This is a genomic window from Pseudomonas sp. R76 (genome assembly GCF_009834565.1).
Taxonomy (GTDB): Bacteria; Pseudomonadota; Gammaproteobacteria; order Pseudomonadales; family Pseudomonadaceae; genus Aquipseudomonas.
Genome location: NZ_CP019428.1, coordinates 2,107,863 through 2,128,265, shown reverse-complemented (window position 1 = coordinate 2,128,265; position 20,403 = coordinate 2,107,863). Strand labels below are relative to the sequence as shown.

The 20,403-nt window shown below is 60.1% G+C and carries 15 protein-coding genes and 2 pseudogenes; 7 read left to right on the top strand and 10 right to left on the bottom strand.

Annotated features, from left to right (window positions below):
- Nucleotides 1-106 precede the first annotated feature (106 nt).
- From PspR76_RS09710 to PspR76_RS09695, 4 genes and pseudogenes are all read left to right on the top strand, one after another.
- On the top strand, nucleotides 107-4,822 hold the full coding sequence (locus tag PspR76_RS09710; protein ID WP_159954992.1) for an RHS repeat-associated core domain-containing protein: 4,716 nt from the start codon (nucleotides 107-109) through the stop codon (nucleotides 4,820-4,822).
- On the top strand, nucleotides 4,819-5,226 hold the full coding sequence (locus PspR76_RS09705; protein ID WP_159954991.1) for an Imm50 family immunity protein: 408 nt from the start codon (nucleotides 4,819-4,821) through the stop codon (nucleotides 5,224-5,226). The genes PspR76_RS09710 and PspR76_RS09705 overlap by 4 nt, the downstream gene beginning before the upstream one ends.
- A 154-nt stretch (nucleotides 5,227-5,380) precedes the next feature.
- A complete protein-coding gene (locus PspR76_RS09700) occupies nucleotides 5,381-5,785 on the top strand; it encodes an Imm50 family immunity protein (RefSeq protein ID WP_159954990.1) in 405 nt (134 codons plus the stop codon).
- A 115-nt stretch (nucleotides 5,786-5,900) separates the two neighbouring features.
- Nucleotides 5,901-6,149: pseudogene (locus tag PspR76_RS09695) on the top strand (terminase); the annotation flags it as partial.
- Nucleotides 6,150-6,155: 6 nt separating this feature from the next.
- Here PspR76_RS09695 and PspR76_RS09690 read toward each other — a convergent pair.
- From PspR76_RS09690 to PspR76_RS09680, 3 genes are all read right to left on the bottom strand, one after another.
- A complete protein-coding gene (locus tag PspR76_RS09690; protein ID WP_159954988.1) occupies nucleotides 6,156-6,953 on the bottom strand; it encodes an acyl-CoA thioesterase in 798 nt (265 codons plus the stop codon).
- A gap of 89 nt (nucleotides 6,954-7,042) precedes the next feature.
- Nucleotides 7,043-7,804 (bottom strand): CHAD domain-containing protein, encoded by a 762-nt coding sequence (locus tag PspR76_RS09685; protein ID WP_159954987.1) that lies wholly within the window; start codon nucleotides 7,802-7,804, stop codon nucleotides 7,043-7,045.
- Nucleotides 7,805-7,848: 44 nt separating this feature from the next.
- Nucleotides 7,849-8,127, bottom strand: coding sequence for a hypothetical protein (locus PspR76_RS09680; protein ID WP_010176194.1), 279 nt, complete (start codon nucleotides 8,125-8,127; stop codon nucleotides 7,849-7,851).
- 216 nt (nucleotides 8,128-8,343) lie between these two features.
- Here PspR76_RS09680 and PspR76_RS09675 point away from each other — a divergent pair, with 216 nt between their 5' ends.
- Nucleotides 8,344-9,381 carry a patatin-like phospholipase family protein gene (locus PspR76_RS09675; protein WP_159954986.1) on the top strand — a complete coding sequence of 346 codons (1,038 nt, stop codon included), beginning with the start codon at nucleotides 8,344-8,346 and terminating at the stop codon, nucleotides 9,379-9,381.
- 122 nt (nucleotides 9,382-9,503) lie between these two features.
- Here the strand turns inward: PspR76_RS09675 and PspR76_RS09670 are convergent, their stop codons facing one another.
- The 6 genes from PspR76_RS09670 to kdpF all read right to left on the bottom strand — a co-directional run bounded on the left by PspR76_RS09670 (nucleotide 9,504) and on the right by kdpF (nucleotide 17,501).
- A complete protein-coding gene (locus PspR76_RS09670; protein ID WP_159954985.1) occupies nucleotides 9,504-10,193 on the bottom strand; it encodes a response regulator in 690 nt (229 codons plus the stop codon).
- A gap of 37 nt (nucleotides 10,194-10,230) precedes the next feature.
- Entirely contained in the window at nucleotides 10,231-12,882 is a 2,652-nt protein-coding gene (locus PspR76_RS09665; protein WP_159954984.1) for a sensor histidine kinase, read from the bottom strand.
- Between the two features lie 126 nt (nucleotides 12,883-13,008).
- Nucleotides 13,009-13,554, bottom strand: coding sequence for a potassium-transporting ATPase subunit KdpC (kdpC, locus tag PspR76_RS09660; protein ID WP_159954983.1), 546 nt, complete (start codon nucleotides 13,552-13,554; stop codon nucleotides 13,009-13,011).
- 84 nt (nucleotides 13,555-13,638) lie between these two features.
- Entirely contained in the window at nucleotides 13,639-15,696 is a 2,058-nt protein-coding gene (gene kdpB / locus PspR76_RS09655; protein WP_174245607.1) for a potassium-transporting ATPase subunit KdpB, read from the bottom strand.
- A gap of 11 nt (nucleotides 15,697-15,707) precedes the next feature.
- On the bottom strand, nucleotides 15,708-17,402 hold the full coding sequence (gene kdpA, locus PspR76_RS09650; protein WP_159954981.1) for a potassium-transporting ATPase subunit KdpA: 1,695 nt from the start codon (nucleotides 17,400-17,402) through the stop codon (nucleotides 15,708-15,710).
- Between the two features lie 9 nt (nucleotides 17,403-17,411).
- Nucleotides 17,412-17,501, bottom strand: a complete 90-nt coding sequence (gene kdpF, locus PspR76_RS09645; RefSeq protein WP_003218754.1) for a K(+)-transporting ATPase subunit F — start codon at nucleotides 17,499-17,501, stop codon at nucleotides 17,412-17,414.
- Nucleotides 17,502-17,894: 393 nt separating this feature from the next.
- Between kdpF and eat the strand changes: the two are divergent.
- A pseudogene (gene eat, locus PspR76_RS09640) lies at nucleotides 17,895-19,259 on the top strand (ethanolamine permease).
- A gap of 110 nt (nucleotides 19,260-19,369) precedes the next feature.
- Nucleotides 19,370-19,537 (top strand): DUF2897 family protein, encoded by a 168-nt coding sequence (locus PspR76_RS09635; RefSeq protein WP_083359476.1) that lies wholly within the window; start codon nucleotides 19,370-19,372, stop codon nucleotides 19,535-19,537.
- 8 nt (nucleotides 19,538-19,545) lie between these two features.
- Here the strand turns inward: PspR76_RS09635 and PspR76_RS09630 are convergent, their stop codons facing one another.
- Nucleotides 19,546-20,394, bottom strand: coding sequence for an urea carboxylase-associated family protein (locus tag PspR76_RS09630; RefSeq protein ID WP_159954980.1), 849 nt, complete (start codon nucleotides 20,392-20,394; stop codon nucleotides 19,546-19,548).
- Nucleotides 20,395-20,403: the final 9 nt, after the last annotated feature.

The following is a 20,403-nucleotide window of genomic DNA, read 5'->3' as shown; positions in this document are numbered from 1 at the left end:
GACATATTTACCTGACGAACCTCTCCAAAGTTTCTCGCCTGACTATTCAGTGCGAGGGACCGCCGATGTATTTCTCCATGACTGCCTGGCCCGAAAGGGCTGCCTTTTGATCCCGGTGATTGCCGGGTTTGTCCTGGCCCCCATGGACGCCAACGCGCCGGATGTTGAAAGCGTCTTGCGTGATTTCAGAGAGTGCCTGAACACCTTTGACGACTGGGCCGAACGCTTCTGGAGTGGTTCGACACTCGAGGTCGAGCAGATTTTCAAAGTGGGAGAAGACGTCGCACTGGTAGCGCCGGTCTCTTCCAAAGCGCCAAGTCCCACCGTTGCGATGTGCAAGGCCCAGGGTTCGTTGACCCTGGTGCATATGTTCGAAAGCACGCAGTTCGTGCCCATCGGCAATACGCCGGTGATGCTGCAAGCCATTGCAGCGGATGGCAGCCCGGTTGGGCCGCCGATCCATCACACCATTGGCCCAAGCGGCATTCTTGAAGTCAACGAATGTACCCGCGATCAGCAGTACCAAGTCACCTTTTACCCAAACGTTTCCAGAGACCACGTCAAGGCGCTGTATGCGTCTTATCAGCGGGTGATAGCCGGGCTGGAAACACGCCTGAGCGAGGAATGGGCGAAAACCTTCAAGGCACAGTGGGAAGACTTCGCCAAAGCCACCCCTTTCGAACGTAGCGCGCTGCAACGCGTGGCGCTTGTCAGCGGCATCAGCCAAGCCCTCTACAACCTCTGGGACAACATCACGCAACTGTATGACCTGCTCGCGGACATCAGAACCAATAGCCGGAAGTTGCTCCAGTACATCTCCCAAACCGAACTCGATGAACTGCTGAAACTGAGCAAAGACGCCATTGCACAGGGCCTGCTGGTGCTCAGCGATGAGCCGCTGTTGTTCATCTATCTGTCAGCGATGGTCAGCCGGATACGCCTGCTGCCGCCGCCTCAGATGTATGAACTGATGGGTGAAATTACTGGCGAAGTATTGATCAACCTGGTTTTGATCTGGGCAACACGAGGCATGGGCGTGCAGCTTCGACTGGGTGCCCAGGTATTGGGGCATATCAAGTCCGGACGTGTTCGTGGCTGGCTGCAGACGCTGGCGGATCAGTTAGTCGGGCCCAAGCTGGATGCCCATGTCGAGACAGTTAAACCCTTATTGCTCGGTGGCCCGGCGACCCAGATTAAGACGGTGCCGGTTGCGCCGTTGAAGGCTGGGGAAAATCTGGTTGCGAACCTGGTGCCTGCGGTTCGTAAGAAGACCCAGCAGACGACGTTGGTGCGCCAGGAACATGTCGATGATGTGCCTGTCGCTGCGAAAAATCCCCAGGGCGATGCGGCGGCCCCTGCGGATAAAACCGCCACTAATGGCTGCCCGGTGTCGATGGTCACCGGGGAAGAATTACTGACCCTCACCGATGGCGCGCTGGACGGGATTTTGCCGTTTGAGTGGACGCGGTTGTATCGCACCAGTGCGGTTGAAGTGGATTGTGGGTTGGGGTTTGGCTGGAGTCATTCGCTGGCGCAGCGGTTGGTGGTAGACGGTGATTCGGTGGTTTGGACGGATCATGAGAATCGGTCGACTGCCCTGCCCTTGCCGACTGTGGCACGACCGGCGATTACCAACAGCTTGGCCGAAGCCGCGATCTATTTGGGCGATTTGCCCGATGAGCTGGTGCTGGCTCAGGCATCGCGCTCTTATCACTTCCTCGATGGTCAGCTGACAGCAATCAGTGACGCGTATGACAACCGGCTGCGGGTTATTCGTGATCGTTTGGGCCGGATTGAGCGGCTGGATAACGGTGTAGGCCGGTCTTTGTTTTTGCGCTATGAGCTTGGGCGCATTGTGGCGGTGGACTATCAGGTTCATCGCGCCAAAGGCCGTGAGCCGTATGTGTGGGTGACTGAGCAGAACGTCGTTTCCTACGCCTATGACGAGGCTGGGCGACTGGTTTCCGCGACCAATGCCGTAGGCGAAAGCGAGGTTTATCGGTACGACGATCAGCACGTCATTCTTGAGCGGCAATTGGCCGGTGGGGCGAGTTTCTTTTGGGAATGGGAACGGGCGGGTAAGGCGGCGCGCTGTGTTCGGCACTGGGCCAGTTTTTCGCAGATGGACACGCGGTATGCCTGGGATGACAACGGCAAGGTTACGGTTCACAACGCTGATGGCAGTCAGGAAGTGTATGTCCATGACCAGCGCGCGCGGCTGGTGCAGCGGATTGATCCCGATGGTGCTGAGCACTTCAAATCCTACGACGACAAGGGCCGACTGACGGTTGAGCAGGATCCGCTGGGGGCGGTGACGGCGTATCAGTATGACGATGCTGGACGCTTGGTGGCGCTGTTTCCGGGGGAGGATGAGCCGACTTCCTACGAGCATGACAACGGGTTCGTACGGGTTGTGCGGCGCGGTGAGGCGGTTTGGAAGTATGAGCGCAATGACCAGGGCGACGTTACGCGTCAGACAGATCCTGACGGCAACGTTACGGACTACACCTACAACAAACACGGGCAACTGGTTGGGGTGTGGTATCCGGATAACGGCTGTCATCGGCTGGTCTGGAATGAGCGTGGGCAGCTTGTTGAGGAACAGCTTCCAAACGGTGGAGTTAAACGCTATCGCTATGACGATGTTGGGCGACAGGTTGCGCGTGAGGATGAGCATGGCGCGCTGACCCAGTATCAGTGGGACGGTGTGGGTCGGTTGGTTCGTGTCGTACTTCCAGGCGGTGCCACGCGAGAATTCAGCTACAACCCGTACGGGAAAATCACCTCCGAACGTGATGAACTGGGTCACGTCACCCGCTACGAATACGCCGACGGCCTGCACCTGATCAGCCGCCGCCTCAACGCCGATGGCACCCAGGTCAACTACCGCTACGACAACGTGCGGTTACTGCTGACCGAGATCGAAAACGAAGTCGGCGAGACCTACCAACTGGATTACCACCCCAACGGCCTGATCCAGCAGGAAATCAGTTTTGATGGCCAGCGTACGGCCTACGTCTACGACCTCAACGGCAACCTGCTGGAAAAGACCGAACACGGCGATGACGGCAGTCAGCTAATTACCCGCTACGAGCGAGACGCTTCCGGGCGGCTCGTACGAAAAACCCTTCCAGACGGTGGAGTGGTCGATTACGCCTACGACCGCCAAGGCAACCTCCTCAGCGTTGACGACGGCCACTGGGCGCTCGCCTACGAATACGACAGCCAAAACCGCCTCACCGCCGACCACCAAGGTTGGGGCACCTTACGCTACGGCTACGACACCTGCGGCCAACTGAAAAACCTGCGCCTGCCGGACAACAACCGTCTCACCTTCAACCACGACAAAGGCGGCCACCTCGCCACCGTCGAACTGAATGGCAAAACCCTCACGTCTCACCTATTCAAAACCGGCCGCGAGCGCCAACGCCAGCAAGGCGAACTGCTCAGCCACTACCACTACGACGAGCAAAACCGCCTCCACGCCCACGCGGTGACCCAGGAAGAACACAAGCTCTACCGCCGCCACTACGACTACGACAAAACCGGCAACCTCACCCGCCTGCTCGACACCCGCAAAGGCGAACACCACTACCACTACGACCCCCTCGCCCGCCTGACTCGGGCCGATCACTCGCAAGACCAGCAAGAGCGCTTCGGCCACGACCCGGCTGGAAACCTGCTCATGCAAGACCGCCCAGGGCCGGACATCGTGGCGGGGAATCGGCTGGTGATCCAAGGCGATCATCATTATGACTATGACGCCTTCGGCAACCTGATCCGACAAAGACGCGGCAAGGGTAATCAACTCGTCACCAAGTATCGCTACGACTGCCAGCATCGGCTGATCGGCATCACCCAACCGAACGGCAAAACGGCCAGCTACCGCTATGACCCATTTGGTCGGCGGATCAGCAAAACCGTTGATGGGATAACCACTGAGTTTTTCTGGCAAGGCGACAAGCTGGTTGCGGAGCATCACGCGGATCATCATCGCAGTTACATCTACGAGCCGGACAGCTTTCGGCCGTTAGCGTTGTTGGAAGGCTACGGCCCTCAAGATACCCAGCCCTTCCACTATCAACTCGACCACCTCGGCACCCCGCAGGAACTCACCGCCCCCGACGGCGAAATCGTCTGGTCCGCGCACTACCGCGCCTACGGCCAGATCAGCCGCCTAGACATCAACAAAATCGACGACCCGCTGCGCTTCCAAGGCCAATACTTCGACCCGGAAAGCGGACTGCACTACAACCGCCATCGCTACTACAATCCAGATATCGGTCGTTACCCGACGCCTGACCCGGTGAAGCTGGCGGGTGGGGTCAATGCCTACCAGTACGTGCCTAATCCTACGGGGTGGGTGGATCCGTTAGGGCTGACTGCCAATTGCCCCCCCAAAGGAGCGAGGCAGCCACGCTGTAAAACACCCGACGAACCGGACACTCCCGATGTTTCTCGCAAAGGAGCATTCAGGCAAGCTAAAAGAGATGCGAATATACCAATGGTGCAGCGCCCTGACGTCTTCGTAGACCCAGAAACAGGAAGAGGAAAACAATACAAGATAGAAAGAATGACAGACCTGAACGAGAAAAACGTATTGAATAATAATGGCTTACCGATTGATACAAGGGTCTACCAATTTACTAAATCAGACGGCTCAAAAGTTCTTATCCAAGACCACTCAGCAGGGCATAATTTTGGCAGAGCAGATGGAATAGGAGACCATTCCGCACACTTCAACTTACGACCAATTGATAAACCTCGAAAAGGCCGTATATCCGGGGCGAAAGAACACTATCCATTTAGGAAGCAAAAATGAAGTACTGGAATGAATTAGACGGAAGTATATTTTTCGGAAAGATTTTTAGCCAACCGATAGCAATTGATAGAATAGCTCTTTTTTCTATAAGAATTGATAACGATCAACCATGCGTCGGCCTAGGGTTTGACATACCTGAATTTCCGGACAGGTTACCGGAAAAGTGGAAGAACAAAGGATACAACACTTGCAGAACCGGATTAACTTGTCACAACATTAAAGAGCTAAAAGTACAAAACATACCCATCCACGAGGTATTCAATGTAAAAATAGAAAAATACAACGACCACTTCGAGTTTTGCGCAACCAGCGAAAATGCCTCAATAGAATTCAAAGCCAGATTCATTTCACTTAGCGACCCTAATGTATATACAAATGGTACGGATGATTACTATTTTAAATAACTAAAAAACTCGAAACCCAAATTAGAACCTTATCCTTATCCATTTCAAGATAGTAAACCAACCAAGGCGCCCGGCTCAACTTACGCGTCTTCTTGAAACACGGACACAGGAAAAATAAAGGTGAGAATGACCACTATAATCTTAAGGTTAGAAAATGAAATTCTGGAATGAATTCGATAGGAGCGTTCTTTTTAACAAGGTATTCTCCAGACCGATACCAATAGGAAAGATAGTCTTATTCTCTATAGACATAGATAACGATAGACCTCATATAAATCTAGCCTTTGACATACCTGAAATACCGGACAGACCGCCCGAAAAATGGACCATCGAGGGTTTCAACACATGTCGCATTGGCCTTAGCTGTGGCGGACTTAGTGACGTCACCATAAAAAATATCCCCACGCTCGACACATTGAAAATAACAGTACGGAAGTATGAGGATTTTTTTCTTGTAAAAGCTGAGTCTGAAAAGTCGTTGATTAAATTCAAAACGCGATATCTGTCTCTCTGCGGACCCTCCGTCTACATAAATGACCCTGATTCCGCCTGTTATTAAAATGGTGACACCAACATCTAAGCTATGAGGCCGATAGCCAGCGCCAATTCGCCACCCAGCCCAGCCGACCCTAAACTCTGTCCAAGCTACTTCAACGGACAGAGGATTCACCATCATGGGCAAACGTCACCCCAACTTCCCCGCTTGGCAATGGCGCATTCACCCAGAAACCCATCAGCACCCGACCAACCTGGGGCTGCAGTTAATTGCCGTACCGCTGCTGATCATCGGTTTTCTGTTGATGGCGTCCGGTGTGTTCAGCCTGAGCCTGGCCAGTTTTGCCGTCGGCGTGATCGGCGTGTTGGCCGGCGTGGCGCTTCAGCGCCACGGTCGTAAGCTGGAAGCTAAAGGCAGCCAGCGGTTCTGAGGCTCAGGCAAAGACCACTACGGTCTGGCGGCTGATGGCGATCAGTTCCCCGCCCGGGCTCCAGAGTGCGGCGGCGGCATGGCCGTAGCCGTCGCGGGCGTGTTCGATATTGACGTAGTACTGGCACCAATCGAGCGTGGTCAGGTCTTGCAGCGGCTGGATAAATTCGATGGTCCAGGTCAGCGTGCTGCCCGGTGCCGGTTTGGTCAGGTGCGGGAGTAAAGCCGGGGGCCAGGCGTCGACCAGGGCGAGGATGTGCGACTCGGTCAGCGGCTCTTCCTTCACATCACCGCGCAGGCGCACCCAGCCGCCCATGTCGCGTGATTTACTGCCGGTGAACGGCAGCCCGCCGACACTCCAGCGCATGGCCAGATGGCGCATGAATTCGGGGGTCACACCCTTAATATAGGGCAGTTCCTGGCATTCATCCCAATGTTTGAACGCAGGCGGTGGTTCGCTTGCGACCTCAATCACTGACTCGCGAGACGCGCCAAAGCTGGCCTGTACCAGTGTCGCCACTTCGCCGTTTTGCACCACGCGGCCCAGCAACTGGCTGACAGCCTTGCCTTCGCGCAGCACTTCGACTTGATAACTGGCAGGTACATCCGGCGCGACCGGGCCGACGAAGGTCACGGCCAGTGAGCGCAAAGGGCGATCTGCCGGCACCTGGGCGCGCAGAGCTTCGTATTGCAGCGCGGCCACCAGCCCACCAAAGGTCGCGCGGCCTTGGGCCCATTCGGCGGGGATGGTCACGTCCAACGGGTTGCTACGGGCAGCGTCGAGCAAATCACTAAAGCGCATGGCGACCTCACATCAAGAAAACCGATAAGGGATCTTAACCATCGCGCCGGAGAGGTACAGCGCCTATTCCGGCCAAAAGCCGGACCGGCTTAGAAACAATCCGCGCTGAGTTTGTCCAGCACTCGATCGGCCTGGCTTTCCGCCTTGGTCATGGTGCGATGCCACACAGACACGCAGGGCTGCAAATCCGCTTGGTGCCCGGCCTGGGCCAGCCACTGCCAGCAGTCGTGCCAATCACCCAGGGCACCTTGGGCTTGTTTGAGCCGCGCGATGGCTTTGGCAGGCAGCTTGTCCAGTTCGGGATAAGCCTCGGCGGCGTAGCGCACGCGCTTGATCAACAGGCGCAGACGATGGCGATCGTGGTTCGGGTCTTTGAGCGCTTCACCCAGTTTCTGCCATTGCTTGGCCAAGCGCTTTTCGATGCGCGGGCGCAGGCCCCTTAGTAACTTCTGGTGTTGGGAGGCGCGGATAAAGCGAGGGAATGCATCGAGGATCAGCAGCAGGTGCGCCAGCTCCGGGCTTTGCGCCACTTGGCGATAGGCATCAGGCTGCAGGCGCAGGCGCCGATCAGCCGCGTCGTGATAACCGTGCTGATGCAGATACGCCGCCAGGACCTCGCGGTCGCGTAGCGGCGTGGTTAATTGGCCGACCGTGCTGGCGGCCAACTCGAGCTGTTCCACACCCGGCAAACCACGCAATGGGCGCAACAAACTGCGCAGGCGCCGCACGGTAGTGCGCAAGTCGTGCAAGGCTTCATCGTCGGTGACGGCGGCAAGGCGAGCCTGGCAGCTCAGTAACCCTACTTCCAGGCCAATGACCTGAGCGACTAACTGATCGACCAAAGCTGACATTCCTTGCTCCCTTGACGATGAAAAATCCTGGTGGGTGCTACAGGTTAACGCCCGGCGCGCGACTCACGAATATAGAACCGCGCTTTTTCGGCCTTGTTGGAGCAGCCTTCAAACGCTTCGAATTGCTGCTGGGTCTTGGCGCCCGTCAACAAGGACAAGGCTTTGGAGTAGCTCACGGTGCCGGCAAAACCTTCGGCCTTGGCCAAGTCCAGCTCATGCCACGCCGCATCCAATTGCGTGCCACAGCTATCGCGGTATGCGGTTTTCCCGGCACAACCGGCCAGGGCCAACACGATCACAGGTACACACATCCAGGCTTTCATCAATGACACCTCAAATAAAGAAAAACAGTCGTACGGTGTAGACGTTGCCCACAAGGAAAAGTGCCTTGTTTGCCGCCTGAAATCAGAAGCGCCTATCGTCAGAGCATACCCGAGCCTGCTCGCTATTCTGGAAAAATATTACAAGGCTCGGCGAAGATTGAAGCCGCCCCCTCAATGGGTGCATTGTGGGCACCTGACTTGGGAAGGACATGGACCATGAATAAGCGTGTTGCCTTGGTGCTCGGCTCCGGTGGGGCGAGGGGCTACGCCCATATCGGTGTGATAGAGGAGATCGAACGGCGCGGTTATGACATCGCCTGTATCGCCGGCTGCTCCATGGGCGCAGTGGTCGGCGGAATCTATGCCGCCGGCAAACTGGATGAGTATCGCAACTGGATCGAAAGCCTCGACTACCTGGACGTGCTGCGCCTGGTCGACGTGAGTTTTCGCCTGGGCGCCATTCGCGGCGAAAAAGTCTTCGGGCAAATCCGCAAGATCGTCGGCGAGATCAGTATCGAAGAGCTGCGTATTCCCTACACCGCCGTCGCCACCGACCTCACCAACCAGCAGGAAATCTGGTTCCAGGAAGGCTGCCTGCACCAGGCCATGCGGGCATCGGCGGCGATCCCGAGCCTGTTCACGCCGGTGATGCAGGGCAACCGCATGCTGGTCGACGGCGGCCTGCTCAACCCGCTGCCAATCGTGCCGGTGGTGTCGAGCCACTGCGACTTGATCATCGCCGTCAACCTCAACGCCACCAATCAAAAACACTACCAACTGCCGGTGATCCAGCGCCCGCCTGCGTTCAAGAGCCGCTTTAACAGTTTGGCCAAGTCATTGGGCTCACATTTGCCGTTTCGACGAAAACAAGCCGAACAGTTGATGAAGTTGGAGCAGGAGGCACTGCAAGCCCAGACGGCGGAGATTAACCCCTGGCTGGAGTCGGCCGAGCCCGAATCCCAGCAACCCGCCGCCGCGCCGGAAAAAGCCGGGGCACCGAAGTCGGCGACCGGTTCGTTCATCATCGACAACGTCGGGCCGGCGTCGCTGCTGGACTTGATCAACCAGAGTTTCGAGGTGATGCAGACGTCGCTGGCGCAATACAAGATCGCCGGGTATCCGCCGGATGTGCTGATCAACGTGCCCAAGCGCGTGTGCCGGTTTTTCGAGTTCTACAAGGCGCCGGAGTTGATCGCGCTGGGGCGGGAAATTGCCAGGGATACGCTGGACAAATATGAGAGTGAGCAAAGCTGAAATTTTGGGTGGGGCTGAGCGCTCCATCGCAGGCAAGCCAGCTCCCACATTTTGAATGTATTCACATATCGAAGGTGGGAGCTGGCTTACCTGCGATAAGGCCAGTTCAAGCACCGATAATCTCAGCCATTCAACAACCGATACCCCACCCCCGCCTCAGTCACAATAAACCTCGGCTGCGTCGGGTCATCCGCCAGCTTCTGGCGCAAATGCCCCACCACGATACGCAGGTAGTGACTGTCTTCCGTGTGGGTCGGCCCCCAAATATCCTTGAGCAGTTGTTGCTGGGTAATCACCCGCCCCGGATGCCGAGCCAGTTGCGCCAGCACCGCGTACTCCTTGCGGGTCAGCGCCACCTCGGCTCCATCCAGCAGCACGCGCCGATAAGCCAGGTCCACGGTCAGCGGGCCAAAGCTCAAGGCGGCTTCCTGGGCCTCTCCTGCCGGCGCCTGGCGCAGCAATGCGCGAACGCGGGCGAGAAATTCCTGGATGCCAAAGGGCTTGGTCACGTAGTCATTGGCGCCGCCATCCAGGGCTTCGACCTTTTGCACTTCACTCGCCCGCACCGACAACACCAGCACCGGCACCGTCGACCACTCGCGAAACTCGCGCAGCACTTGCTGGCCGTCCATGTCGGGCAAGCCGAGGTCGAGCACCAGCAAATCCGGTTTGCTCAATGCCGCCTGGGCCAGGCCTTCGTTACCGGTGCCGGCCTCGATCACTTTGTAGCCCTGGGAGGCCAGGCTGATGCGCAGGAACTTGCGGATCTGCGGTTCGTCATCAATGACTAAAATCGTCGCGGTCTGGCTCATGGTGTCCAATCAAAATCCGTGAAAAAAAGAGGGTAGCTCAAGCCTCGCGTTCCAGGCCAGGTTGAGTCGGCAATGGCAGGAACAAGGTGATGCAAGTACCCCGCCCATCAATGCCGTCGGCGACGCTGATACGCCCGCCGTGTGCGCCGACCATGCCTTGGCAGATCGCCAGGCCGAGGCCCGTGCCCTGCCCGCCGCGATCACCCCGGGCGGCGGTGTAGAACATATCGAAAATCTTCGCGCGCTCATCTTCGGGAATCCCCGGCCCTTCATCGGCCACCGCGAAAAACAGCTGGTCATCCGCCACGCCCGCACTGACTTCCAAACGGCCTTGGGCGGGTGAGAATCGCGCGGCGTTTTCCAGCACATTAACCAGCGCTTGCTCGATCAGCGCGGCATGGACATACAGCAACGGCAACTCGGCAGGCACGTCGGTCTTCACCTGCAACGGCGCCAGCACCGCACGCAAACGGCCCAGGGCACTGCCGAGGATATCACCCGGCGAAACCCAATCGCGCGCCAGCTTCAGGGCACCGTGGCCCAGGCGCGTCATGTCGAGCAGGTTCTGGATATAACGGTCGAGGCGCTCGGCTTCATCGCGAGTGCCTTCGAGCAATTCGCGGCGATCCTCCAAAGGAATCGCCTCGCCAAGCGCCAGAAGGCTGTCGATGCTACCGCGCATGGACGTCAGCGGCGTGCGTAAATCATGGGACACCGACGCCAGCAAGGCGCTGCGCAGTTGTTCGGTCTCGCCGTGCAGGCGTGCAGATTCCAGTTCCTGTGCCAGCTGCGCCCGCGCCAAGGCCTGGGCCAGCGGCTGGCTCAAGGCGGTAAGCAGACGACGACGCTGGCCGCTCAATTCCAGGCCCGGTTTGGGGCTGACGCCGAGCAAGCCCAATGGCCCCTCCTCGCCCGACAGCGGCCACCACCACCAGCGCCCGAACGGCAAGGTGCCGGTGCCCATCCCGGCCGGTTGATCATGCTGCCAGGCCCAATCGGCGGCGGCGCGTTCGGCTTCAGTGAGGTTCAGCGGTGAACCGGTCTCGACCTTCCAGTCGCCCTGGCTGTCACGGTTGACCAGGCACAGGTCCAGGTCGCTCCAGCCTTCGAGGTGATGCGCCGCCGCGCTGATCACCGCCTGGCGATCGGTGGCGGCGGTGAGTTTGCGCGACAGGTCGAGCAGTTCGCTGGTTTCTTCCTGGGTGTCGCGCAAGGCCTGTAGCTGCCGCCGCTGGCGTGCCGCCAGGTTGCCGGTCAGCGCCGCCATCAACAGAAAGAACAACAGCGTCAATACATCTTCTTCACGCTGGATGGCGAAGGAGAAACTCGGCGGGATAAACAGAAAGTCGTAGGTCAGGAACGACAGCGCCGCACACACCAATGACGGCCCCAGGCTGCTGCGCACGCCGACCAGCAACACCGCCGCGAGAAACACCAGGGAGATGTTCGGCAGCGGCAACACGCTGGCCACTGCCCAGGCCAATGCAGCCGCCACGAAGGTCGCGACCACCGCCAGGCCATAATCGAACCACACCAGCCCGCGTACATCCGGCAGGCGCGGCGGTGCGGGCATGTCGTCGCTGTCGAGGACGTTGATTTCCAAGCCGCGCGCATTGCGCAACAAGCGCGCCGCCAGCCCGCCGCCGAACAGACGACGCCGCCAGCGCATGCGCGACTGGCCCACCAGCAACAGGCTGGCGCGGCGTTCGGCGGCGTGCTGGATCAGCGTTTTCGCCACTTCCCCGGCCCGCAGCAACACCACTTCGCCGCCCAGGCGTTCAGCCAGTTGCTGGGCATTTTGCAGGCGCAGGCGCGATTGCTCATCGCGCGCGCGGCCGTTATCGATATGCACCAGGCTCCAGGGCAAATGCCGACGCTGGGCCACACGGCTGGCATGCCGCACCAGGCGTTCGGCCTGCGCATCGCCATCCACGCCCACCAGCAAACGCCCGCGTACCGCCGGCGCGGCCTGGCCGAGTTGGCGATAACCTTGAGCCAGGTCGTCATCGACGTGGGCGGCGGCGGTCTGCATCGCCAGCTCGCGCAGGGCCATCAGGTTGGTCTGGGTGAAAAACGCATCGATGGCCGCGCGGGCCTGTTCCGGCACATACACCTTGCCGTCGCGCAGGCGCTCCAGCAGCTCGCGCGATGGCAGGTCGATCAGCAGGAGTTCGTCAGCCTCTTGCAGCACCCAATCCGGCAGGGTTTCGCGCACCTGCACGCCGGTGATGCCGCGCACTTGGTCATTGAGGCTTTCCAGGTGCTGGACGTTGACCGTGGTGAACACGTTGATGCCGGCGGCAAGCAGTTCCTGAATGTCTTGCCAGCGCTTTTCATGGCGGCTGCCGGGCGCGTTGCTGTGGGCCAATTCGTCCACCAGCACCAGCTTGGGCTTGGCGGCGAGCAGGCCGTCGAGGTCCATTTCTTCGAGCATCACGCCACGGTATTCGCTGCGCAGCAACGGTTGCTGCGGCAGGCCGCTGAGCAAGGCTTCAGTCTCGGCGCGGCCGTGGGTTTCGACCACCCCGGCGAGCAGGCGCACGCCCTGGCGCAGCTGGGTGTGGGCGGCCTGGAGCATGGCGTAGGTCTTGCCCACACCCGGCGCGGCGCCGAGGAAGACTTTGAGCCGGCCACGGCCGTCCCGTGGCAGATCGGCTAACAGGGCATCGGCGCGGCCGGAGTCGCTCATGCTTTGCGGTTCCTTCAGGTATTTATTTGGAGTCCTTCAGGCCGCCATCGCGGGCAAGCCCGCTCCCACAGTTGGAATGCATTCCTCCTGTGGGAGCGGGCTTGCCCGCGATGGCGGCACCACTGCTTACAACTTTTCCAGCGCCATGTTCAGCGCCAACACATTCACCACCGGCGGGCCCACCAGCGGGCTTTCGATGTGCTCATCCAGCAAGCGCTGCAGTGTAGACACCGGCACATTCCGCGCCGCTGCCACCCGCGCCAGTTGATAGGCAATCGCCTGCGGAGGCAAGTGTGGATCAAGACCGCTGCCGGAGGTAGTCAGCGAGGCCAGAGGCACCGGCCCTTGGCCTGGCACCAGTTGTTTGTTCGCGTCATCGAAAATGCGCGTGGCCAACGCCGGGTTGCTTGGGCCAAGGTTGCTCGCGCTGCTGGAAACCGTCGCGAACGCGCCAGCCGAGGGGCGCGGGTGGAACCAGCTGTCACCGGTAAAATCCTGGGCGATCAGGCTGGAGCCGCGCACTTTGCCGTCGGCATCGCGCACCAGGCTGCCGTTGGCCTGGGCCGGAAAGGCGACTTGGGCGACACCGGTAACCACCAGTGGGTAGGCGACGCCGGTGATCAGGCTCATGAGTACCAGCAGGCTCAGGGCCGGGCGGATCATGTTGGACATTTCAGATTCCTCAATTCGTTTATCAGCGCGGGACGCGGAGCGTCCAGGGCAGCATTCCCACGCGGAGCGTGGGAACGATCCGGGTTACACCAGGTGCAGCGCCGTCAGCAGCATGTCGATCGCCTTGATGCCCACGAACGGCACCAGAATCCCGCCCAGCCCATAGATCAGCAGGTTGCGCCGCAGCAACGCCGCCGCACTCGCCGCCTGCACGCGCACACCGCGCAGCGCCAGCGGGATCAACACCACGATGATCAGTGCGTTAAACACGATGGCCGAGAGAATCGCGCTCTGCGGGCTCTGCAAGTGCATCACGTTGAGCACGCCCAGTTGCGGGTAGATCGAGGCGAACAGCGCCGGCAGGATCGCGAAGTACTTGGCCACGTCGTTGGCGATGGAGAACGTCGTCAAGGCGCCGCGCGTGACCAGCAGTTCCTTGCCGATCTGCACCACGTCCAGCAGCTTGGTCGGGTCGCTGTCGAGGTCGACCATGTTGGCGGCTTCGCGGGCGGCTTGGGTGCCGTCGTTCATCGCCATGCCGACGTCGGCCTGGGCCAGTGCCGGGGCGTCGTTGGCGCCGTCGCCACACATTGCCACCAGGCGACCGTCATTCTGTTCATGCCGAATGCGCGCGAGTTTTTTCTCCGGCGTGGCTTCGGCCAGCACGTCATCCACGCCCGCCTCGGCAGCAATCGCCGCGGCGGTCAGTGGGTTGTCGCCCGTCACCATCACGGTGCGAATCCCCAGTTTGCGCAGCTCGGCGAAACGTTCGCGGATGCCGGGCTTGACCACGTCTTTGAGATGGATCGCACCGAGCAATTTGCCGTCAGCGCACACCAGCAGCGGTGTGCCGCCGCTTTGGGCGATCTTGTCGATTTCCCGCGAGAGTGCCGGTTGCAGGTCGCGACGTTGTTGGCCGATAAACGCCAGCAGCGAATCCACGGCGCCTTTACGGAACACACGGCCTTGGTAGTCGACGCCGGACAAACGCGTTTCAGCGCTGAACGGCACCGAGGTCAGTTGCTCCAGGGTCGGCTCGGCCTGTGGGTGCAAGGCACGCAGGTATTCGACGATGGATTTACCTTCCGCCGTGTCGTCCGCCAGCGAGGCCAGCAGCGCGCCTTCGGCCAAATCACGGCCACTGACACCCGGCGCGGCGATGACTGCGGCACAGCGACGGTTACCGAAAGTGATGGTGCCGGTTTTATCCAACAGCAACACATGCACGTCACCCGCAGCTTCCACCGCACGCCCGGATTTGGCGATCACGTTGAGGCGCACCAGACGGTCCATGCCGGCGATACCGATGGCCGACAACAAGCCGCCGATAGTGGTAGGAATCAGCGTCACCAACAGTGCGACCAGGAACACCAGCGGCAAGCTGCCATTGGCGAAGTGGGCGAATGGCTGCAGGGTCACCACCACCAGCAGGAAGATCAGCGTCAGGCCAATCAGCAGGATATCCAGCGCGACTTCGTTGGGGGTTTTCTGGCGTTTGGCGCCTTCCACCAGTGCGATCATGCGGTCCAGCGTCGACTCGCCGGGGTTGACGGTGATGCGGATCAGCAGCCAGTCCGACACCAGGCGGGTGTTGCCGGTGACGGCAGAACGGTCGCCACCGGATTCGCGGATCACCGGCGCGGATTCGCCGGTGATCGCCGCTTCGTTGACCGCCGCGATACCTTCGATGACCTCGCCGTCGCCGGGGATCATTTCCCCGGCGGCAACACGCACCACGTCGCCTTTGCGCAGGCTGGTGGCCGGCACGACCTTGAAGCTGCCGTCGGCCTCTTTGCGGCGTGCGCTGAGGCCTTCGCTGCCGGCCTTGAGGCTGTCGGCGCGGGCTTTACCGCGGCCTTCGGCCAAGGCTTCGGCGAAGTTGGCGAACAGCACGGTGAACCACAGCCACACGGCGATTTGCACGGCGACGAAGGTCGGCACGTTGGTGTCGGGCACAAAGCACAACACGGTGGTGAGGATGGCGGTCAGTTCGACCACCAGCATCACCGGCGAGCGTTGCAGCTGGCGTGGGTCGAGCTTGACGAACGCCTGGCCCAGCGCCGGGCGCCACAAGGCAGAGATGGCGGTTTTGGCGGGCTCCTGGGTTTTGACCGGGGCCGCATTTTTTGCAGGCATATTCATTTTCATATCCCTCAGAAGCCCATGCTCAGATGTTCAGCAATTGGGCCCAGCGCCAGTGTCGGCAGGAAGGTCAGGCCGCCCACCAGCAAAATGGTCACGGTCAACAGGGTCACGAACAGCGCGCCATGGGTCGGGAAGCTGTTCTGGCCGATTGGTGCGGTCTTTTTCATCGCCAGGCTGCCGGCCAGGGCCAGTACCGGAAGGATGTAGCCGAAGCGGCCAAGCAACATCGACAGGCTCATCATCAGGTTGTGGAACGTGGTGTTGGCACTGAAGCCGCCGAACGCCGAACCGTTGTTGGCACTGGCCGAGGTGTAGGCGTACAGCAACTGGCTGAAACCGTGCGGGCCAGGGTTACTGATGGCGCCCGCCGGGCCAGGCAGGCTGGCGGCGATGGCGCCCAGCACCAATGTGCCTACCGGCATTACCAGCAGGGTCACTACCAGCAATTGCACTTCCTTGGCCTGCAGCTTCTTGCCGAGGTATTCCGGCGTCCGACCGATCATCAAGCCGGCGAGGAACACCGCGATCAACACGTTGAGCAACATGCCGTACATGCCGGCGCCGACGCCGCCGAAGATCACTTCGCCGACCATCATGTTGATCAGTGCCACCATCCCGCTCAGCGGGTTAAGGCTGTCTTGCATGCCATTGACCGAACCGTTGGACGCAGCGGTAGTGGCCACCGACCACAACACGGTGCCGGTGGTGCCGAAGCGTGCTTCTTTACCTTCCAGCGGTGCGGTTTGCTCGACGGCCGGGTTGTTCAGGGTCGGGTTGGGCTGGTATTCGGCCCACATCGAAGTTGCGCCGCCGATCAGGAACAGGGCCAGCATGCAGCCGAGGATCGCACGGCTCTGACGCAGGTCCTTCACGTAATGGCCGAAGGTGAACACCAGCGCCACCGGGATCAGAATGATCGCCGACAGCTCGAACAAGTTGGCCCACGCGGTCGGGTCTTCAAACGGGTGCGCCGAGTTGACGCCGAAGAAGCCGCCGCCGTTGGTGCCCAGTTGCTTGATCGCAATCTGGCTGGCTGCCGGGCCGAGCGGGATCACCTGGTCAACGCCTTGCAGGGTCACGGCGTTTACATAGTGAGCGAAGGTTTGCGGCACGCCCTGCCACACCAGGAACAACGCGAACACCAGGCACAACGGCAACAGGCCGTAAAGAGTGGCGCGGGTCATGTCGACCCAGAAGTTGCCCAAGGTCTTGGTGGATTTGCGACCGATGCCACGGCAGAGCGCAACCAGTACCGCCAAGCCAGTAGCGGCGCTGACGAAGTTCTGCACGGTCAGGCCGACCATCTGGCTGAGGTAGCTCAGAGAGGCTTCACCGCTGTAGTTCTGCCAGTTGGTGTTGGTCATGAAACTGACCGCAGTGTTGAAGGCCAAGGTCCATTCCTGCCCCGGCAATTTCTGCGGGTTCAGTGGGAGATAGTCCTGGAACAGCAGGATTGCGAACAGCAACACAAAACCCGCCAGGTTGAACGCCAGCAGCGCCAGCGTGTACTTCTGCCAGCTCTGTTCCTGATGTTCATCCACGCCCGACAAGCGATAACACGCGCGCTCGACAGGGCCCAGCACCGGTGTCAGCCAGGTGCGCTGGCCTTCCATCACCTTGTAGTAGAACCGCCCCAGGAACGGCGCCGGCACCAGCACCACGGCAAAGAAGGCGATGATCAGCCAATAGTCATAACTGTGCATAGCCTGCTCCTAGTTCCGATCCGCGCGTAACAGCGCAACCAGCAGATAAATGAACAGCGCCACGGCCAATAGCAGTGACACCCCGTCCAGAACGCTCATGGAAGTCTCTCCGTTTTGCGGCGATTGCCGCGTGTGGGGCAATTGTCCGCAGGAGTGGCGTAAAGGAACGAGAGCGACGGTGGGGGCCGGGCGTAAAGACGGCGTAAAGAGTGGGTTTATGCGGGGTTTACAGAGGTCGGTGGTGGCTGTTGGGGCCTCATCGCGGGCAAGCCCGGCTCCCACAGGTAACCGCAACCCCCTGTGGGAGCCGGGCTTGCCCGCGATGACGGCAGCTCAAACGCCCCTGCACTTAACTGGTGCAATGACAGAAGATTTCAAACGCCAAACCGTCTCCTCGGCGACAGTTCGGCGTCTTTACGACAATGAATGGCGCACTGGCATGGCCGCTGCAACACCCTGAATCATTCCAAACCGTTCAGGGAGCGCAACACGATGAACACACAACTCAAACCCACCTTGGGCACTCTGCACTTGTGGGGCATTGCCGTGGGGCTGGTGATTTCCGGCGAATACTTCGGCTGGAGCTACGGCTGGGGCGTTGCCGGTACGTTGGGCTTTCTGGTGACCTCGCTGATGGTCGCCGCCATGTACACCTGCTTTATCTTCAGTTTCACCGAGCTGACGACGGCGATTCCCCACGCAGGCGGCCCGTTTGCCTACAGCCGTCGCGCCTTCGGGGAAAAAGGCGGCCTGATCGCCGGCCTCGCCACATTGATCGAATTCGTTTTCGCCCCGCCCGCCATTGCCTTGGCTATCGGCGCCTATCTGAATGTGCAGTTTCCGGCACTCGACCCCAAACACGCGGCGGTCGGCGCCTACATCGTGTTCATGGGCTTGAATATTCTCGGCGTGAAGCTCGCCGCCACCTTCGAACTGGTGGTGTGCGTGCTGGCCGTCGCCGAATTGCTGGTGTTCATGGGCGTGGTCGCGCCTGCGTTCAGCTTCAGCAACTTTGCCCTGAATGGCTGGGCCGGTTCAGACACCTTCAGCGCTCCGGCCATTGCCGGGATGTTTGCCGCCATTCCCTTTGCCATCTGGTTCTTTCTCGCCATCGAAGGCGCAGCCATGGCGGCCGAGGAGGCAAAAGACCCTAAACGCACCATTCCAAAAGCCTACATCAGCGGCATCCTGACGCTGGTGATCCTGGCCATGGGCGTGATGTTCTTCGCCGGCGGCGTGGGCGACTGGCGCACCCTATCGAACATCAATGACCCGTTGCCGCAAGCCATGAAAACCGTGGTAGGCGACAGCTCCGGCTGGCTGCACATGCTGGTGTGGATCGGCCTGTTCGGCCTGGTGGCGAGCTTTCACGGCATCATCCTCGGTTACTCGCGCCAGTTCTTCGCCCTGGCCCGCGCCGGTTACTTGCCGTCTTTCCTGGCCAAACTGTCGCGCTTTCAGACACCGCACCGGGCAATCATCGCCGGTGGCGTGGTCGGTATCGCGGCCATCTAGAGCGACGGCCTGATCAACCTGGGCGGCATGACACTGACGGCGGCGATGATCACCATGGCGGTGTTCGGGGCCATCGTGATGTACATCATGAGCATGCTCAGCCTGTTCAAGCTGCGTAAGACCGAGCCGCTGCTGGAGCGTACCTTCCGTGCGCCGGGCTACCCGATTGTGCCGGGCATTGCGCTGGTACTGGCGCTGGTGTGCCTGGTGGCCATGGCCTGGTTCAACGCGCTGATCGGGCTGATTTTCCTGGGTTTCATGGTGGTGGGGTTTGTGTACTTCCAACTGACCGCGCAGGACCGCGCCGATGCACCGGCGGATGCGATGTTGACCGGGCTGTGAGGCTACTGGAGCAGAACGGGCCTACAATGAACTACTAAGAAAGCCCGTTACTCAAAGCAGCTATTACCGTGGGAAATTTCCCCACGGTTTGCTGCCTCAAGGAGAGCCCTATGCCGTGGTATGCCTGGTTGATTTTAGTGGTCGCGATCGGTTCGATCGTCGGTGGTTTATTGATGCTGCGTGACAGCGCCAACAAGGTGGAACTCACCGACGAACAACGCAAACGCGTGGCCGAGCGCAACGCCCAAGCGGACTCAAAGGACGCCCAGGACCGCTGAACCTGCCGCTACTCCCACGCCGCCTTGGCGATATGCAACCCGTGCTGGCCTTTATAGGCCGCACGCTCGGGTTGGCTCCAGCCCTTGAGCAACTCATCCTCCAACCGATAAATCTCCACACCCAGCGGGCGACATACCGTCAGCGGGTCTTGCGCGTCCGGCCCCCACATCGGCAGCGACAGATCCCCGCCGGGACACGTCGACAGCGCGCACAGCAAATCAATTTCGGCAAAAAACTCCAGGTAGTCGCCCTTCTGCGCCGGGCAGGCCTTCATGAAGTACATGTCATCGTGGTTGAGGCCCGTGCACTGGAAGATATTCAACACGTCATGTACATCGAATTCGGTCAGGCCATGGGGCAGTACAGCGCGGGTCAGGTTTGAATGGCAATGGTGGTGAAAGTCTTCGCCGGTGAGCATGCGGTTCACATACGGGTCGCAACGCGTGCCAAGCAAATCATGCAGGCGCCCGCCATGTTCATCGATGCCGTAGCTCGCCAGGCTGTCATCGGTGATGGTGACCAAAGGCCGCAAAAACGGCAGGTTCGACCACAGCCGGTCATGGGTGCTGACATGCGCGCCCTGCAACTGTCGGGTGCGCGCCGCCCACAAGCGTTCGCGCGGGTCGTTGGCGTTCCACACATTAAAGTCGCCGACCTGCGGCCCCACCGGCGTGGTGACACGGAACACATGCCCGGCCGGCACTTTCCATGCCCTGCCCGTGCGAATCGGCACTTCGAACTGCTCGACCAACGTGCGTTTGTGCGCCTGGTCACGAATGCGCTCGTAGAACGCCGTGTCCACCTGCAGGGCCGAACCTTTACTGACCTGGTAAGCGGCCGGATAGTCTTTGTACATGCTGCGATC

Coding starts and splice junctions, on each gene's coding strand:
- PspR76_RS09705 (WP_159954991.1), top strand. CDS start 4,819: ATGAAGTACTGGAATGAATTAGACGGAAGTATATTTTTCGGAAAGATT.
- PspR76_RS09700 (WP_159954990.1), top strand. CDS start 5,381: ATGAAATTCTGGAATGAATTCGATAGGAGCGTTCTTTTTAACAAGGTA.
- PspR76_RS09690 (WP_159954988.1), bottom strand. CDS start 6,953: ATGCGCTTTAGTGATTTGCTCGACGCTGCCCGTAGCAACCCGTTGGAC.
- PspR76_RS09685 (WP_159954987.1), bottom strand. CDS start 7,804: ATGTCAGCTTTGGTCGATCAGTTAGTCGCTCAGGTCATTGGCCTGGAA.
- PspR76_RS09680 (WP_010176194.1), bottom strand. CDS start 8,127: ATGAAAGCCTGGATGTGTGTACCTGTGATCGTGTTGGCCCTGGCCGGT.
- PspR76_RS09675 (WP_159954986.1), top strand. CDS start 8,344: ATGAATAAGCGTGTTGCCTTGGTGCTCGGCTCCGGTGGGGCGAGGGGC.
- PspR76_RS09670 (WP_159954985.1), bottom strand. CDS start 10,193: ATGAGCCAGACCGCGACGATTTTAGTCATTGATGACGAACCGCAGATC.
- PspR76_RS09665 (WP_159954984.1), bottom strand. CDS start 12,882: ATGAGCGACTCCGGCCGCGCCGATGCCCTGTTAGCCGATCTGCCACGG.
- kdpC (WP_159954983.1), bottom strand. CDS start 13,554: ATGTCCAACATGATCCGCCCGGCCCTGAGCCTGCTGGTACTCATGAGC.
- kdpB (WP_174245607.1), bottom strand. CDS start 15,696: ATGAATATGCCTGCAAAAAATGCGGCCCCGGTCAAAACCCAGGAGCCC.
- kdpA (WP_159954981.1), bottom strand. CDS start 17,402: ATGCACAGTTATGACTATTGGCTGATCATCGCCTTCTTTGCCGTGGTG.
- kdpF (WP_003218754.1), bottom strand. CDS start 17,501: ATGAGCGTTCTGGACGGGGTGTCACTGCTATTGGCCGTGGCGCTGTTC.
- PspR76_RS09635 (WP_083359476.1), top strand. CDS start 19,370: ATGCCGTGGTATGCCTGGTTGATTTTAGTGGTCGCGATCGGTTCGATC.
- PspR76_RS09630 (WP_159954980.1), bottom strand. CDS start 20,394: ATGTACAAAGACTATCCGGCCGCTTACCAGGTCAGTAAAGGTTCGGCC.